Here is a 15997-nt window from a genome sequence, read left to right on the forward strand (position 1 = left end):
CATGAGAGCAGTTTCGCTATTCTTGATTATCGGCTCAACAATCTCAGCGGTGGGTGGTGCGCGTGCCCAATCGCTTGGTCCTTTGCCGGAGTTCCTCGAACCCGACTTTGCAAGTGCCGAGCTGGGGCGTTTGCTGTTCTATGACCCGATTTTATCTGGCAACAAGAATATCAGCTGCGCGACCTGTCATCACCCCAAGCTTGGCACGTCCGATGGTGTTTCCCTTGGTATTGGGGAAGGGGGAATTGGGTTGGGTCCAGAGCGGACATTGGACCCAGAGAATACCCCGGAACAACGTATTCCTCGAAACTCACCAGGGCTTTGGAACCTAGGAGCCACTGAGTTCACGACGTTTTTCCACGATGGGCGACTAGAGGCAGACCCAGCGCAACCTGATGGTATCAGAACCCCGTTGGGTACTCATATGCGGTCTGGTTTCAATTCAGCGCTCGCCGCACAGGCCATGTTCCCTGTTTTGTCGCCAGACGAAATGGCGGGTCACTATTCTGAGAATGACGTGAGCAAAGCGGTTCGCCTTGGATTTCTGACACAGCAAGGCGGTGCATGGGATCTGATAGCAGAACGTGTTGCTGCCATTCCAGAGTACGAGCAGAGGTTTGAGGACTTAGCACCGGATGATGGAATTACGTTCACGGCAATTGCCAATGTGATTGCGGACTTTATCGCATTCGAGTGGCGTGCAGATGACAGCATGTTTGATCGCGCAATGCGAGGTGAGGCCGTGCTTTCAGAAGAAGCCGAGATTGGGATGGGCTTGTTTTATGGAAAAGCTGGTTGCAGCAACTGCCACTCGGGCTGGTTCCAGACCGATCACAAGTTTCATTCGATTGCAATGCCGCAGATCGGCCCGGGAAAGGCGGCGCGATTTGAAAACCATGTCAGGGACGTCGGGCGTCTTCGTGTAACCGGTGATCCCGGCGACGCGTTTGCTTTCCGCACGCCATCTTTACGCAACGTGACACTGACAGGTCCGTACGGACACAACGGAGCATTTGCCGAACTTGAGGACATCGTGCGGCATCATCTGAACGCGGTTTCGTCGTTAAAAAACTACTCGATCGAGTTGGCCGCATTGCCGGACTTCCCGGGCTCCAAAGATCAAAGGGCAATGTCGGACTATCAGCACGTGGAGGCGATTGCCCAAAGCAACAGCTTGTCGAATGTTAACCTAACGGATCAGGAAATCGACGCTCTTCTCAGATTTCTGGCCAGCCTTGAAGACCCGACAGAGCGGCTAGGTGTGCCCGATCAGGTTCCAAGCGGGCTACCGGTTGAAAAGTAATCAGCGGTGAAGACGTATGATTTGGTTGGGCTGATATTCCAACCAATCGCCTTTCGATCCATCCGGCCAGATCATACGAACCTGCACCTGGTCCTCACTCCCAAGCCCAAAATGCTGAAACCCAGCGATACCACCAGCGTGACCGCCGCCGATTGTTAGCTCGCGGGTTTGAACACCCAGCGAGGTTTTGACTTCAATAAATCCACCAATTGCTGCGTGATTGGATTGATCCTGAGTGACATCCAGCAATAGCCAGTTGCCACCCTGAGAAGTGTTCTGGCTGACTTCGAGCTCAGAACCTCGGTTGACGACCACCAGATCCAGCTTCCCATCGTTGTTCAGGTCGGCAAGCGCTGCGCCACGAGACTTAGCCATCGAGGCAGCACCGGCATCTGCTGCAGCTTCAATAAACTGACCGTCGGGGTTCTGTAGTAGTAGGTTATTGGGGTCGTTCAGAGCCGCATCTGGCATCTGTTCTACGTTTCCCTTGGCCACGAATATATCGTCCCGGCCGTCGTTGTTGACGTCGCCAAACTGTGCGTGCCACCCGGTGGATGGCCTTCCGTCTCCACCGTTATGCGGCCTATGAGCGGTCGTACCCTTTTCGTAAGTTGCATCGCGCCAGGTCGGGCCGTTTGTCACTGGGTCAAAAATCTGGAGTTTCTGGTCACCCATCGAGGTCAGATAAACCTCAGGAAAACCGTCTCCTGTAAGGTCGCGAGAGGCGATCCCCATTCCCCAGATCGAAAATGGAAGCCAGCCGTCGTCTTCCGAGTATTGCCGAGGCTCAGGCTCCATTGCCCATAACTGCTCGTGACCGCCGCGAACATAGTAGTGACGGTCGTTGCTGACGCGAAGATCAGCGCGGCCAGTTCGGGCCCAGTCCGAAAACAAAATAGAAAGTGAGCAGTAGCCGGGCTCAAGATGCAGTGGCTCGTGATACAAGTTGCCTTCTGGGCGGTACAGAAGGGTTGGTCCGCAGGATTCAAAAGGACCTTCGGGATCAAACCGATCAACATAAGTGCCAAACGCCAAGGTCGGTAACGTTTGCCCGCTTTCCCATGTTGCCGAGAACCCTGTGGTCCAGTGATCCTCGGACTGAAACCCGAGTTCAGTGAAAGGGCTGAATTGGCAGTCGTGATGGCCCCGAAGAAGCAGGTCTGGGCCAACACGCAAAATCGCCAGATCCATTACGCCGTCGCTATCAACATCAAGAGGGTAGGTGCCGGACACACCGGCCAGCGAAAGATCTTCAGGCGTCTTTGCCTGAAATGCTATCTGTTCCTTCGAGGTATTGATGAACAGTTGAGACCGGTTGGAACCGCCAGCCAAAAAGAGTTCTGGCAGCGAGTCCCCATTGCAATCGAAAACGGCCACACCACCGCCGACAAAATGCTCCCACCCGCCATCATAGACGTGTTTTGGCACATCCACCTTTTTAAATTCAGGAGTATCAGCGCCCGCATTCGCAACTGTGGCCAAAGCCGCAATTATCGCAAACTCAAGGCGCATTCGACGTCAGCTCGTTGACCTTTAGAATCGAGACTTGCTCAATTCCATAGGCTGCTGCCCCTTTGGCCCACATCATGTCGCCCCAGTGATGAACTTTGATCTGGGGCAAAGGTGCATCGACATTCACAACGCCGTTCCGAATGCGGGTCATAACTTCGCTGGAACACAAATGTTCAAAGCTCATTTGTGCCCCCGAGACGATAATGCATTCTGGGTCAAACAAGTTGATCAGGTTGGAAATTCCGAGGCCAAACATCTGACCTGCGCGGGCAAGCACCGACGAAGCTCTGTCATCACCTGAGTTGGCGCGGTCATGTATTTCGGAAACGGAGTCCATGTCGTTGGTATGACCGGTGACTGTCATCTCACGGAGCAGGGCATAGTCACCCACATAGGCTTCAAGACACCCGCGTTGACCGCATTGGCAAAGGGCCCCGTCAAGCTGAACTTTGGTGTGCCCAAACTCAGCGCCACAGCCTCGTTCTCCACGGTATAGTTTGCCGTCCAATACGATGCCAAGGCCAACACCGTGTTCGATCGTAACGACGAGGAAGTTCTCTAAACCCTTGCCCAAGCCAAAAAGCTGTTCGGCCTTGGCGACAAGATTGGCATCGTTGTCAACGAATGCGGGGCAGGGGAGTTTACTTGAAAGCAAGTGGCTGAAGTCAATATTTCTCTCGGTAAATGAAGAAGACCAGTGGACAAAATTCCTGTTTGCGTCGACCAGTCCGGCCACCCCGATAGAAACACCTGCCAAATGTGCGACGGAACGGTCGATCTGACTGCAGGTTTCTTCAAGTGCTTCGCGGATCGCCGATACAAATTCTTGCGGCGACATTCTGGCGTGATCCAGAGCATGCTTATGGGATGCGACTTCGTTACCTTCAAAGTCGACCAAGATAACTGAGATCACTTGCCGAGCCACCTTTAGACCGGCCACAAGGTGCATCTGGCCGTCCAATTGCAGCAATACTCTGGGTCTGCCTCTCTTTCCCGACTTGGACTGTGCTTGGCTTTCAGTCTCTTTGACCAACCCGGCCGAGATGAGATCAGCCGTGGCTGCGGTGACGGTCGCAGGGCTGGTTTGCAAGGCGGATGCAATATCGATCCGCGAGACGGACCCCTTGGCTCTGATGTGCTCCAATACCCGTATGCGGGTCGTATTTCTTTGTTCCAAAGAAACCGGAGAGGCTTTGCTTTTCAGCATTTTGTCCTCGCGAATCTTGCTGTTGGTCCAATCTATTTGAATTTGAATGCCTCTTGTAGAGTAAATATTTTACCGGCTGAAATAAATATGGTATTTAAGTTTGTGAGAGCCGCGAATCGAAATGCGATGGCTCGGCAAATGGGAGGAAATCATGAAGAGAATTCTCAGCTTTTCGGCTGTGGCCACTTTGTTGGCTTCGACCGCATTCGCAGAGCCAGTGATTGGCGTAAGCTGGTCGAACTTTCAGGAAGAGCGCTGGAAAACGGACGAGGCGGCCATCAAGTCAGCGCTTGAAGCCGGGGGTGCGGAGTATATTTCGGCGGATGCCCAATCATCGTCGGCAAAGCAGCTCTCGGACATTGAAAGCCTGATCGCGCAGGGCGTGGACGCGCTGATCATTCTGGCACAGGACGCGCAGGCCATCGGGCCAGCGGTTCAGGCTGCGGCGGACGAAGGTATCCCTGTGATTGCCTATGACCGTCTGATCGAAGACGACCGAGCATTTTATCTGACCTTCGACAATGTCGAAGTCGGCAGAATGCAGGCCCGCGCTGTATTTGAGGCCATGCCGAAGGGCAATTATGTCATGATCAAAGGCTCTCCCACGGATCCAAATGCGGACTTCCTGCGGGGTGGTCAGCAAGAGATCATCGGCGCAGCCGTTGATAGCGGTGACATCGTAATCGTTGGTGAGGCCTATACGGATGGCTGGTTGCCGGCGAACGCGCAGCGAAACATGGAACAGATCCTGACCGCGAATGAGAACAACGTGGATGCGGTTGTTGCATCAAATGACGGTACTGCAGGCGGGGTAGTTGCGGCCCTCACTGCTCAGGGTATGGAAGGGATTCCGGTATCCGGTCAGGATGGCGATCACGCAGCTTTGAACCGCGTTGCGCTGGGGACTCAGACCGTTTCTGTTTGGAAAGATGCGCGTGAGCTTGGTAAGGCGGCGGGCGAAATCGCGGTTGCGCTCAGCGGCGGCACAAGTCCTGCTGATGTCGAGGGCGCAGTTAGTTGGACTTCACCAGGTGGTACCGAGATGAACTCGGTTTTCCTAGCGCCTGTTCCGATCACCAAGGACAACCTGTCCGTTGTCGTGGACGCTGGGTGGATCCCATTGGAAGATCTGTGCCAGGGCGTTGAAAACGGACCTGCGCCTTGTAACTAAACCACTCAGCCCTGGGCCCTTTAGTCCGGGCCTGGGGCAAATGCTGAATATGAAAGATCGGAAATGACCGAAACTTCGTCTCAGCCGGTACCTGAAAAAGCGAAACCCAGCCTGTTCCAGCAACTGGAACTGGATATGCGGCTTTTGGGAATGATCGGCGCGTTTGTCATCCTGTGCATCGGGTTCAACATCTTCACAGATGGGCGCTTCCTGACGCCTCGTAACCTGTTCAACCTGTCCATCCAGACGGTTTCGGTCGCCATTATGGCGTGCGGGATGGTATTTATAATCGTCACGCGGCACATCGACCTGTCGGTTGGTGCACTGCTGGCAACAACTTCGGCCGTAATGGCGATGACGCAAACCGAGCTTTTGCCGCAGGTACTTGGGATGGGTTTGAACAACCCAGCAACCTGGGCGATCACAATTGTCGTTGGGCTGTTTGTCGGCACGCTGATTGGTGCGTTTCATGGCTGGATGGTTGGCTACCTGACGATACCGGCCTTCATTGTCACGCTTGGTGGATTTCTGGTTTGGCGAAACGTGGCGTGGTATTTGACCAGCGGCCAGACGATTGGTCCTCTGGATAGTACATTCCTGATGTTTGGCGGGACCAACGGTACGTTGGGAACGACGACAAGCTGGCTGTTTGGGCTTTTCGCTACTGCGGTTGCCATCTGGGCTTTGTGGAGTGGCCGACGCGCAAAAGCGGCACATGGCTTCCCTGTGAAACCTGTTTGGGCCGAGGCCACTCTGGCCGGGATAATCGCAATTGCCATCCTTGGGTACGTTTACATCGTAAACAGTTACGCCATTCCGACGCGCCGGCTGCAACGCATGTTCGAAGCGCGCGGCGAGACAATGCCAGAAGGGCTGGTTGTAGGATACGGCATACCGATTTCTGTACTCATCCTAATCATAGTCGCGGTTACCCTGACGATCGTGGCACGAAAAACCCGGTTTGGTCGGTACATCTTTGCCACTGGCGGAAACCCGGATGCGGCAGAGCTTTCTGGAATCAATACACGGCTGCTGACCGTGAAGATTTTTGCGCTTATGGGCTTCCTGTGCGCCGTTTCTGCTGTGGTCGCCTCGGCGCGCCTTGCAAATCACTCAAACGACATTGGCACACTGGACGAGTTGCGCGTCATCGCCGCTGCAGTGATCGGAGGAACCGCATTGTCTGGCGGCATCGGCACCATATACGGCGCGATCCTTGGCGCATTGATCATGCAGGCGCTGCAATCGGGCATGGCAATGGTTGGCGTGGACGCACCGTTTCAGAACATCGTCGTCGGCAGCGTCCTCGTGTTGGCCGTCTATATCGACATCGTTTACCGCAAGCGACTGGGGGCCAAGTGATGCAAGCTCAGGATACTCAGAAAAGACTTTCCGGCACTGGGCGTGGTTCAGGCGCACCGCCATTGGTCGAGATGCGCGATATCTCGATTTCCTTCGGTGGGATCAAGGCCGTCGACCATGTTTCAGTCGATCTCTATCCGGGTGAAGTCGTCGGTTTGCTAGGCCATAACGGGGCCGGAAAGTCCACGTTGATCAAGGTATTGTCCGGCGCCTATCAGATGGACCACGGTGAGATTCTGATTGATGGCAAGTCGGTCGAGATTGACAATCCCCGTGATGCGCGGGCGAATAACATCGAAACGATCTATCAGACGCTCGCATTGGCCGACAATTTGGACGCGACTTCGAACCTTTTCCTGGGGCGCGAGATGACGACGCCGTTCGGGTTGGTCAACGACGCAGCCATGGAGGCCGAATGCCGAAAGATAATGGCGCAGCTCAACCCGAACTTTCAGAAGTTCAATGATCCGGTCTCCGCCTTGTCGGGTGGGCAAAGGCAATCAGTGGCGATCGCTCGGGCTGTCTACTTCAACGCACGTATTCTGATCATGGACGAGCCGACAGCGGCACTTGGGCCACATGAAACGCAGATGGTGGCGGATCTGATTCACCAACTAAAGGCACAAGGCATCGGGATATTTCTGATCGATCACGATGTGCATGCCGTTATGGAGCTGTGTGACCGCGCCTCGGTCATGAAGAACGGGAAATTGGTCGGGACGGTCGATATCGCAGACGTCACTGACGACGATCTTTTGTCGATGATCATTCTCGGCAAACAGCCAGCACAAAAAGCAGAGTAGGGGGCAGAAATGCCAAGTGGATTTTTTGAAGGGATCGAAAAGATCAGGTTTGAAGGCGCGGACAGCGACAACCCGCTGGCATTCCACCATTATAATCCGGACGAGATTGTCATAGGAAAGCGCATGGAGGACCATCTGCGGTTTGCTGTGGCCTGGTGGCATTCATTCGCGTGGGAGGGCGGAGACCCCTTTGGTGGACCTACGTTCGAACGCCCATGGTATCCTCAGGACGATATGGGCCGGGCCCGCCAGAAGGCAGATATTGCATTCGAATTGTTTGAGCTTTTGGGGCAGCCATTCTTTTGCTGGCACGACGCTGATATCCGGCCCGAACAGGGAAATTTCGCCGATAACCTGCGCACATTGGAAGAAATCACCGACTATATCGGTGAAAAGATGCAAGTTTCTGGCACCAAACTGCTTTGGGGTACGGCCAATATGTTCAGTCATCGTCGCTGGATGTCTGGCGCCAGTACCAATCCTGATCCCGACGTTTTTGCGTTCGCTGCAGCGACAGTGAAATCCTGCATGGATGCAACTCACAAATTAGGCGGTGAAAACTATGTTCTGTGGGGCGGTCGTGAGGGCTACGAAACTCTTCTGAACACGGACCTGAAAACTGAATTGGACCACATGGGCCGTTTTCTGAACATGGTCGTAGAGTACAAACACAAGATCGGGTTCAAAGGCACCATTCTGGTGGAGCCGAAACCTCAGGAGCCTTCCAAGCATCAGTACGACTATGATGCAGCTACTTGCATCGGATTTCTCAGGAAGTACGGTTTGGAGAACGAAGTGAAGCTGAATCTCGAGCAGGGCCACGCGATCCTTGCCGGGCATAGCTTTGAGCATGAAATTGCGGTTGCGGCTGCTGAGGGGATGCTGGGTTCGATTGATATGAACCGCAACGATTACCAATCTGGATGGGATACAGACCAGTTCCCGAACAACACACCGGAAGTTGCCCTAGCTTACTATTACATCCTGAAGGCTGGTGGTTTTACCACCGGCGGCACAAATTTCGACGCCAAAATTCGCCGGCAATCGATTGACGCTGTCGATCTGGTGGCGGCTCATATCGGCGGAATGGACATATGCGCACGCGGTTTGAAAGCAGCGGCTGCAATGATTGAAGATGGAGGCTTGGAAAACGTGCTTTCGCAACGGTATTCCGGTTGGAAGTCTCCCAATGCGGAGTCCATGTTAAGCAGTAGCCTGGATGAAATTTCCGCGCGTGTTTTAAATGAAGGAATAAACCCAGAGCCGCAATCTGGACGCCAAGAAATATTAGAGAATTATGTGAACAGATTTGTCTAACTGCCAAACTTGGGTGTTTTCCACTATTGTCAAAAGTCACGCCAAGCCGCCCTTGGTGCTGAGGACACTAAGGGAGGTTTTGTTCAAAACCCGTCCATAAAGAAAAGACCTTTCCTTGATCTGGTCAAACGGCCCCAATTCTTTTGGGGTCACAAATGCTCGACGTTTGGGTCAGAAATGAATGACGTGATTGACCAATTTAATGAGGTTTTGGCCGTCGATTGAGTCAAATATCGGTGACGTTCCACACGGTGGTTGCGGTAGCGCGCCATAAGCAGGTCGGCCCCTGTCTCAGGCAAAACGGTCTTTTGGCAAAGTTCTGTAAACCAAGAGCGTTGTTCGGGCGGCGCACCAGGAAGAAATCTTGATGTAAATACATCTTGAAACGCTGGGTTGTCATTCTCCCAACCCAGGCGAAATACATCGATAACAGTCTTGTAGTTTTTGGCGGCAACCGATCCGCGGTGGTTGCTGCCCCTTGCATAGCCTCCAACGAGTATCATCCCGGCGACTCTGCCGGGATACCTCAGCGAATACGCGATAGAAGTCGCAGCGCCCTGAGAAATACCCAGAAGATAAAATGGTTCATCTATTTCAGCGGCGTCGATTACAGCTTCGAGATCATCAACCCAGTAATCAATACCCAGCTTCTCAACTCGTTTGTCAGATAATCCGCAGCCTCGCTCATCATATCGAACAAGGGTGAATTGACTTTCTAGCAACTCGATCCAGTGAGACCAAATTGGACTGTCTAGATCATAACTGAGATGTGTGAGCCAGTTAGCCGCCTTTACCATTGGTAGGCCGTTTCCGGATTTGCTCCACGCCAGCGACGTGCCATCGCTTGAAGAAGTGTATCTAACGGTTCGCATGTCTTTTTTTAGTCAATTTGGGGCAAATGTCCCATCAGTTTCCCGTCGGTTTGAGTCTAGCCGGGACATGTGTCCAATAGGTTGAAGGCCAGATGAGTGACACCATTGTGAAACTCAGATTGGAGGTCATCACATGAATAAGCAATTTGACGCATCACTACACGCTTCGCCGTGCTGGTCCCAAATATCGCCCGCTCCCTGCGTAGGGCTACATTGTTCTGGCGCTGACGGAAGCCAGTGGCGCAATCTGTTTGCTCGGATGAGCGAAGAAACCAAAACAATAGCACCCGACCTAATAGGAACCCTGTCTAGAGGTCATAAAATCCCGGACGGGTCGTTCACATTGGAAAACGAAGCTGCTTCGATTATCACTGAGATAGAGAAGCTTGGCAGACCCGCTCACTTGATTGGACACTCCTATGGAGGAGCGCTGGCTTTGCATATCGCCAGAGCTCGACCCGACCTTGTTCGATCACTTTGTCTCTATGAACCAACTTTGTTCAGCCTACTGAAAGCCGGAAACGCGGCTGACGGTTCATTGTATTCCGAGATTGCAAGCCTCACAAACGCAATACGAACGGGAATAGAAGAGGGATGCGAAGAGTTCAGCGCTCAGGTTTTTACTGATTTTTGGGGAGGACTTGGCTCTTGGCAAGCCCTGAGCCGTGAACGCAGGTGCGCTATGATTGATTGGGTTCACAAAGCCCCAAGCGATTTCGATGCGCTTCTGAAAGAACCTGACCCAGAATACATTCTTTCTGAGGGAGTTCCCTCTACGATCATTCGCGGATCGCAGACGCATGTGCACACAAAGCGCATCGCAGAGCTTCTGGCATCCCAAGGCAAGCTTGTTGAGCTAAAGGTTCTGAAAGGTGCCGGCCATTTGGGGCCCTTTACCTTCAAGGAAAGTTTCGAGATGGAGGTGCTGTCGCATATTAGAACTGTTGACCGCCGCGACATGGCTTCAATGGACATCAAGCCGATCAGTAGATCATGAGCCGGGGACACTGGAAATCTAGAAAAAACGACCGACCGATCTGGACTCCGAGCGGTCGGTCGCTGTGCAGCCTCGCTAACGTCTTATGGGCGCCCGCATTGGGCTCGATGTTGTCATTTTCTCAAACGCTAGGAATGTTCTCTTTGCGGATAAAGCAGAAATCGCTCGATCACTAAAACACTACAGGCGGCTTAGCCAAAGGTCCCCAAGTTTCAGGGTCTGGTAGACCGACACTTGACCATGCTTCTTGCAAAACTCTGGAGTCTGAAGATCTTGTCCGCGGCAAATCATCCAAAATATCAAACCAAGGCATTTTGCTTTCTATTCCGGAGTGGACTGAAGGAGCAAAGTTTTCTGGTTGGTCGAGGCTCGAAGTATGCAGGACCAGATAGGCCGTTTCTCGTGGCTTCACGAGCTTATAAGTTAGGCTTGCCCCGCATCTGGCACAAAAGCCACGATTTGCTATCGGCGTAGTTGCGAAGTATCGAGGTTCCTCGGTGAGAAATCGAACAGCAGAAGCAGGAAACGCCGCCCATGCATTAACTGCTGAACCAGAAAATTTTCTGCAACAACTACAATGGCAATACCCTGTGCTTATGGCGGGTGCGTTTATTTCATACCGGACCAACCCACAGATGCAGCCACCTGTCACTAAGGTTTTGGCCAATTCATCTTCATCAAAATCCAGAAAACCCCCTTCCTCTCCGGGTTCTGAAACGGTCATGTAGACATGTATTGGAGTATCAGTGCTCTTGAGTCTTTTGTGACCGCAATCCGCCAGCGGAAGATCTATCTTGCCCGCTATTTGCGCCATTACTTCTCCTGAAACCGCGATTCCACCTGGTTCCGCTATTGCCTCAAGCCGTGCGGCAGTATTTACGCCGTCTCCGAGAATATCGTCGCCGTGTACAACGACATCACCGAGCGAAACTCCGACTCGTAAAATGAGTGGGTCGTCACTGTTAGATTGGCGTGCTTCGCGCGCACACGCTCTTTGAATGTTGATTGCATAATTGACCGCTTCAAAGACACTCGAGAACTCAGCCAAAAACCCATCGCCAGTAGACTTAAAAACACGACCCCGGTTTGCTTCCACCTGCATGCCGATGATTTCACGTTCTAGTCGAACCAACTTAGCTAATGTTCCGCTTTCATCGCGTGATACCAATCCTGCGAAACCGACTATATCGGTGGCCAGAATGGCCGCTAATTTGCGTTCCATCTCCGTTGCTCCGAGCTAATAATCTCCAATTGGTGCCTGCTTACTTTAGCATAAAAGGATGGGTCGCAAATATTTGGAACGGCCAAAGTCAGCGACTTTCTGGATACACCTATCCTGCGATCTCGGCGAATAACTTGAAGCCAGACGTCGTATTGCTAGAGAATTGCCGCTTCCGGATCATGTTGGCGACTTCGATGCCGTCCAGTGTAGCCGAGGCGGATCTGAACGATTTGAACCCGCACATGCGCCGTACACGACGCTTGATAAACCGATGATCCTGTTCGATCAGGTTGTTTAAATACTTGGACCTGACGGTTTCGATTTTGGCTAGGCAGCCGAACCGCTTCAGAATCCTGTTCACCTCTCGATTGCCCACCGCGTTGGCGCCGCTTTTGTCGATGACGATCTTGCCCGGGATTCCAATTGAAGACAGAGCTTTGGCAAAGAACCTTGCTGCTGCTGGACGGTTCCTGCGGTCAGAAAGCATGAAATCGAGGGTGTTTCCAGCTTTGTCGACGGCCCGATAGAGGTACATCCATTTGCCGCGAACACGAATATAGGTCTCGTCCATGCGCTACGAACTCAGTGTTGGACGCTTCTTTGACTGCGCACGAGCTACGACGATCGGCGAGTATTTCACAACCCACCTATTCAATGTGGCATGGTCAACTCGCACACCGCGTACAAAACAGCATCCTTGGGGAAATGACAGCCCTTCAATGAGATCATGCTCAAGTAACCTGTTCGAAATCTATTCGGCGGAAACAATCGTCAGATCACACAGGCTCGTCAACTAGACCTCAGAGATTGCGACACATCCGACATGCGTTGACCGAGATGCACGAGCGGTAGGAGATTGCAACTCAAGAGTGGCCGCGCCTACTGACGCAGACGGCTGACTTTGCGGGAATCGGCAGTAAATGTTACTGTTGCCTTGTTGGCAAGATCGCCGCTAGGTTTCTCCGGCCATCGCGTTTCGTTATTATTTTTGCAATAAGTTCTTTAGCCGTTCGGCCGGGCGATCCGGGGCCTCTGGGCCAGCGTTTCAGGATGCTTTTGAACGGAGGCAGACATGCCGGAAACAGTATTTGAACGCGCGCCAGACGGCGCAATCATTGGACTTCAGCATCATGGCGACCCTCTTGAGGGGCGTACAAAAGGAACCAGTGCGCTGGATGTGGCCCAGGCCTATGTCGCCGAAGTGGCGGGCCTATACCGGATAACGCCTGATTTTCTTGATCGGCTCGGTGAGAGTGTTTCGGGCAAGTATGATCGCGAGGAGGGCAGTAAGCTGCGGCTGGAAGAAGCCAAGGCGGTACAGTCCTTTCTGATCTTCACATTTCGCCAGACCCTTCACGGCATACCGGTCTGGGAGCGTGGCCTGACGCTGCGCATGGCTGGTCCAGACAATGTGGTCACCGGTTCGTCCTCAAGCGTTGCTGCGGATATCGAACTCGGCAATCCCCCCACACCGCCGGCCAGCCGCGACAAACAAGCTGGCACAGTTCTGCGCGAAGCGGTGAAAGGGGCCAAATTCACAAAATTTAAAGTCAATGACATCCAGGACTTTGTTTATCGCTACGACGCGAAACATCGTCTGCCGCACAAAGAACCAGGTGAGATCGAAGGAGCCGAGTTGACCCCGCTGCCGGATATCGGCCGTGTACCAAAGGGCCTTAAGGACGGCGAATGGCGTTTCGCGAGCCTTGTGCATTTTGGCTGCAAAATTCCCGACTACGGAGAGCTGAACTGGCGGGCGCTAGTCGACTGGGAGACCAACGCGGTGCTCTATATCCGGCCCTTGGTGGGCTGTGTCTCGGGCTATGTCTTTACTGACGACCCGATCTCGCTTTCAGGAGATTCCGAGCTTGATCCGACGGCGCCGGTCGCGCTTTTGGACGCGCAACGCGAACTAGTGGCACTGGAACGGTTGATATTACCGGGTGGTGGCGCACCGGTAGAGCTGAGCGGCGAGCTGGTGGCGGTACGCGACCTCGACACGCCGAACATCGCCCCACCGACTGAAAATGCCGGTGCCGCATCGGTCTTTGACTATCCCGCCGACAGCGACAATTTCGCGGCGGTCTGTGCTTATTACAACCATGACTTCCTGTATCGCTTCGTGCAGTCGCTGGGCTTCGATCTGCCCAGCTATTTCGACGGGGTAACCTTTCCAGTGGATGTGGATCACCGTTGGTTCAATCCCGCTGCAGGGCCGGTGAACGCCCAGGCACCCGGCAATGCCATAGGCGACGGTGTTCTACGATTTCGCTATGCACTGGCGGCCAATGGGTCCACGGTCGGCATGGCTACAGACTCGCGCGTTTCGGCGCATGAGTTCGGGCACGCGGTGCTGTGGGATCATCTCAATTGGCCCAATTTCGGCTTTTGTCATGGCTTTGGTGATGCGCTGGCGGCAATTCTCTACGATCCGCAGGGCATCGCGCCGGATCGTTTCCGCACCTTCCCCTTCAGCAATCTGATCACCCGGCGTTGGGATCGGTCGGTTGCCTCGGGCTGGGGCTGGGGTGGCACGATGGACGTGGGCGGATATCTGTCAACCGAGATCAACGCCACAACGCTGGGCCGGATCTATCGATCTTTGGGCGGTGACTCTACCGATCTGGACGACAGACTACATGCCAGCCGCTACACGATCTATCTGATCCTGCAGGCGGTACCGCTTTTGGCCGGGATCGTGCCCAACACAGTCGAAGGTTTTTCCCGGGCCTTGCAGGAATCTGACCAGAACACTGCTCTATTCGACGGTGCAGCCGGAGGCTGGGCACACAAAGTGGTGCGCTGGGGCTTTGAGAAGCAAGCCCTCTACAACGGAGCACCGCCCGATGTGGACGTCTTCATTGATGACGGACGGCAGGGTGAATACCCCTGGCAACAGTCAGGCAATGTCGCCCCCGGCATATGGAACCGGCATCGTCCCGACGGGGGCACCGACCATGAAACGCCGCGCCGCTGCGTCGAGAACTATCTGTATGTCCGGATCGGCAATCGCGGCAACTACCCAGCCCAATCAGTGACGTTATCAATGGCCCGCGCGACCGAAGGTAAGGGTGCCACATGGCCGGACGACTGGGAACCGCTTATTGTAGGAGAGCCCATCGGCCAGTCCGTGCATTGTGGCGACGAAGTGATCGTCGGCCCCATCCCGTGGTGCCCCGAGGACATATGCGAGGAATACGTCCTTGCCAGCGCGGATACGCCGGACGATCGCAGCAATGTCGAGACGATTGCAGGCAGTCTACCTGTCGACCGGCTGGCGCTTGGTGACAACAACGTCGCCCTCCGCCGATTGGAGGTAAACCGCGCCGAAGATGACACCCCTTGCTGCGAGGAGGAAGAACCGAAGATGACCTATCGTTACGCTGTCAAGTTCGTCTGCGGCTGTTCCAAAGGCCGCATTTTATCCACTGGCCGCTATCACACAGCAATTAACATCGGCAACGGCAGCGGAGAACCGGTGCGTTTCCGCAAACGGGTATCCTCTGCCTTGCCAAACGAGAAACCGGGCAATGTCTCAGCCAGGACAAAAAACAAACTCGGACCTTGGGAATCGATGGAGATCGATTGTGAAGACGTGGCGCGACATCTGCGTGTGGCCGAGTGCTGTTTCCTGAAGGGGTTCGTCTTTATCGACAGCGAAACACCGCTGGACGTTGTCGCGGTCTACACCGCAGCCCATGGTGAAGGCGAAGTGGAAACAATCGATGTCGAACCGGTCGTGCCTCGGCTGATCAAAAAGACGCCACCACCACCTCCTCCACCTCCGCCTCCGGATACCGAAGAGAAGCCGGATTTGATCCCGGTACAGCCCTTCCCGCCCGGTCCGCCACCCTTCCCGGCTTGGTATTGTGAGGAACCACGCAAGTTGAGGATCATCGTGCGTAACATTGGTGCAGGGGCCGCGGGACCATCGACCACACGGGTCGATTTCTTCCAGAGCGGCGTGGTGGTAGACTTGCCAACGCCGGCGTTGGGGCCAAACGGGGATGAGACCACCCTGTCGCTCGTCTTCCCTGACGACGTCAAAGGTGGCGAGCAGATCCCCTTCAAGATTACCGTCAATGCCAATCCGGTCGATGGCGTGGTGGAGATTGACACCACCAACAACAGCGACTCCTCTTCCTGCGGCCTGGCCAGCTAGGGAGCGCCGCGGGTAGCCCGGGCCTGTATTGGCCCGGGCTGCGCGGCCACGAATTTTTGGTAGCACAAC

General features: G+C 54.1%; 11 protein-coding genes and 1 pseudogene. 7 read left to right on the forward strand and 5 right to left on the reverse strand.

Annotation, left to right across the window (positions count from 1 at the left end; translation table 11 throughout):
- Position 1 precedes the first annotated feature (1 nt).
- Positions 2–1303 (forward strand): cytochrome-c peroxidase, encoded by a 1302-nt coding sequence (locus ACR0MQ_RS05120; RefSeq protein ID WP_480606415.1) that lies wholly within the window; start codon positions 2–4, stop codon positions 1301–1303.
- On the opposite strand, the gene ACR0MQ_RS05125 is transcribed toward ACR0MQ_RS05120, so the two are convergent.
- A complete protein-coding gene (locus ACR0MQ_RS05125) occupies positions 1304–2815 on the reverse strand; it encodes a CRTAC1 family protein (RefSeq protein ID WP_480606418.1) in 1512 nt (503 codons plus the stop codon).
- Positions 2805–4022 (reverse strand): ROK family transcriptional regulator, encoded by a 1218-nt coding sequence (locus ACR0MQ_RS05130; protein ID WP_170472670.1) that lies wholly within the window; start codon positions 4020–4022, stop codon positions 2805–2807. Before ACR0MQ_RS05130 ends, ACR0MQ_RS05125 begins: the two co-directional genes overlap by 11 nt.
- Before the next feature lie 151 nt (positions 4023–4173).
- Between ACR0MQ_RS05130 and xylF the strand changes: the two genes are divergently transcribed.
- The 4 genes from xylF to xylA all read left to right on the forward strand — a co-directional run bounded on the left by xylF (position 4174) and on the right by xylA (position 8675).
- Positions 4174–5193: a D-xylose ABC transporter substrate-binding protein gene (gene xylF / locus ACR0MQ_RS05135; RefSeq protein ID WP_170472667.1), complete on the forward strand. Its 1020-nt coding sequence runs from the start codon at positions 4174–4176 to the stop codon at positions 5191–5193.
- 63 nt (positions 5194–5256) lie between these two features.
- Positions 5257–6555 (forward strand): sugar ABC transporter permease, encoded by a 1299-nt coding sequence (locus ACR0MQ_RS05140; protein WP_480606421.1) that lies wholly within the window; start codon positions 5257–5259, stop codon positions 6553–6555.
- On the forward strand, positions 6555–7358 hold the full coding sequence (locus ACR0MQ_RS05145; protein ID WP_010442372.1) for an ATP-binding cassette domain-containing protein: 804 nt from the start codon (positions 6555–6557) through the stop codon (positions 7356–7358). The genes ACR0MQ_RS05140 and ACR0MQ_RS05145 overlap by 1 nt, the downstream gene beginning before the upstream one ends.
- A 9-nt stretch (positions 7359–7367) precedes the next feature.
- The gene (gene xylA, locus ACR0MQ_RS05150; protein ID WP_480606424.1) at positions 7368–8675 is read left to right on the forward strand and encodes a xylose isomerase; all 1308 of its coding nucleotides are present in this window, start codon (positions 7368–7370) and stop codon (positions 8673–8675) included.
- Positions 8676–8824: 149 nt separating this feature from the next.
- Here xylA and ACR0MQ_RS05155 read toward each other — a convergent pair whose 3' ends face one another.
- The gene (locus ACR0MQ_RS05155) at positions 8825–9472 is read right to left on the reverse strand and encodes an alpha/beta fold hydrolase (RefSeq protein WP_480606427.1); all 648 of its coding nucleotides are present in this window, start codon (positions 9470–9472) and stop codon (positions 8825–8827) included.
- Positions 9473–9680: 208 nt separating this feature from the next.
- On the opposite strand from ACR0MQ_RS05155, the gene ACR0MQ_RS05160 reads away from it, so the two are divergent.
- A complete protein-coding gene (locus ACR0MQ_RS05160; protein ID WP_480606430.1) occupies positions 9681–10544 on the forward strand; it encodes an alpha/beta fold hydrolase in 864 nt (287 codons plus the stop codon).
- A 172-nt stretch (positions 10545–10716) separates the two neighbouring features.
- On the opposite strand, the gene ACR0MQ_RS05165 is transcribed toward ACR0MQ_RS05160, so the two are convergent.
- Both ACR0MQ_RS05165 and ACR0MQ_RS05170 read right to left on the reverse strand, forming a co-directional pair.
- Positions 10717–11766, reverse strand: a complete 1050-nt coding sequence (locus ACR0MQ_RS05165) for a GFA family protein (protein WP_480606433.1) — start codon at positions 11764–11766, stop codon at positions 10717–10719.
- A 109-nt stretch (positions 11767–11875) separates the two neighbouring features.
- Positions 11876–12495: pseudogene (locus ACR0MQ_RS05170) on the reverse strand (IS6 family transposase).
- 343 nt (positions 12496–12838) lie between these two features.
- Here ACR0MQ_RS05170 and ACR0MQ_RS05175 point away from each other — a divergent pair.
- Positions 12839–15928, forward strand: coding sequence for a hypothetical protein (locus tag ACR0MQ_RS05175; RefSeq protein ID WP_480606436.1), 3090 nt, complete (start codon positions 12839–12841; stop codon positions 15926–15928).
- Positions 15929–15997 lie beyond the last annotated feature (69 nt).

It is taken from the genome of Ruegeria sp. AN6 (assembly GCF_056540425.1).

Bases quoted from the DNA above. Each gene is read 5' to 3' on its own strand.
- ACR0MQ_RS05145 (WP_010442372.1), top strand. From the start codon at position 6,555: ATGCAAGCTCAGGATACTCAGAAAAGACTTTCCGGCACTGGGCGTGGT.
- ACR0MQ_RS05125 (WP_480606418.1), bottom strand. From the start codon at position 2,815: ATGCGCCTTGAGTTTGCGATAATTGCGGCTTTGGCCACAGTTGCGAAT.
- ACR0MQ_RS05120 (WP_480606415.1), top strand. From the start codon at position 2: ATGAGAGCAGTTTCGCTATTCTTGATTATCGGCTCAACAATCTCAGCG.
- ACR0MQ_RS05175 (WP_480606436.1), top strand. From the start codon at position 12,839: ATGCCGGAAACAGTATTTGAACGCGCGCCAGACGGCGCAATCATTGGA.
- xylF (WP_170472667.1), top strand. From the start codon at position 4,174: ATGAAGAGAATTCTCAGCTTTTCGGCTGTGGCCACTTTGTTGGCTTCG.
- ACR0MQ_RS05165 (WP_480606433.1), bottom strand. From the start codon at position 11,766: ATGGAACGCAAATTAGCGGCCATTCTGGCCACCGATATAGTCGGTTTC.
- xylA (WP_480606424.1), top strand. From the start codon at position 7,368: ATGCCAAGTGGATTTTTTGAAGGGATCGAAAAGATCAGGTTTGAAGGC.
- ACR0MQ_RS05130 (WP_170472670.1), bottom strand. From the start codon at position 4,022: ATGCTGAAAAGCAAAGCCTCTCCGGTTTCTTTGGAACAAAGAAATACG.
- ACR0MQ_RS05160 (WP_480606430.1), top strand. From the start codon at position 9,681: ATGAATAAGCAATTTGACGCATCACTACACGCTTCGCCGTGCTGGTCC.
- ACR0MQ_RS05155 (WP_480606427.1), bottom strand. From the start codon at position 9,472: ATGGTAAAGGCGGCTAACTGGCTCACACATCTCAGTTATGATCTAGAC.
- ACR0MQ_RS05140 (WP_480606421.1), top strand. From the start codon at position 5,257: ATGACCGAAACTTCGTCTCAGCCGGTACCTGAAAAAGCGAAACCCAGC.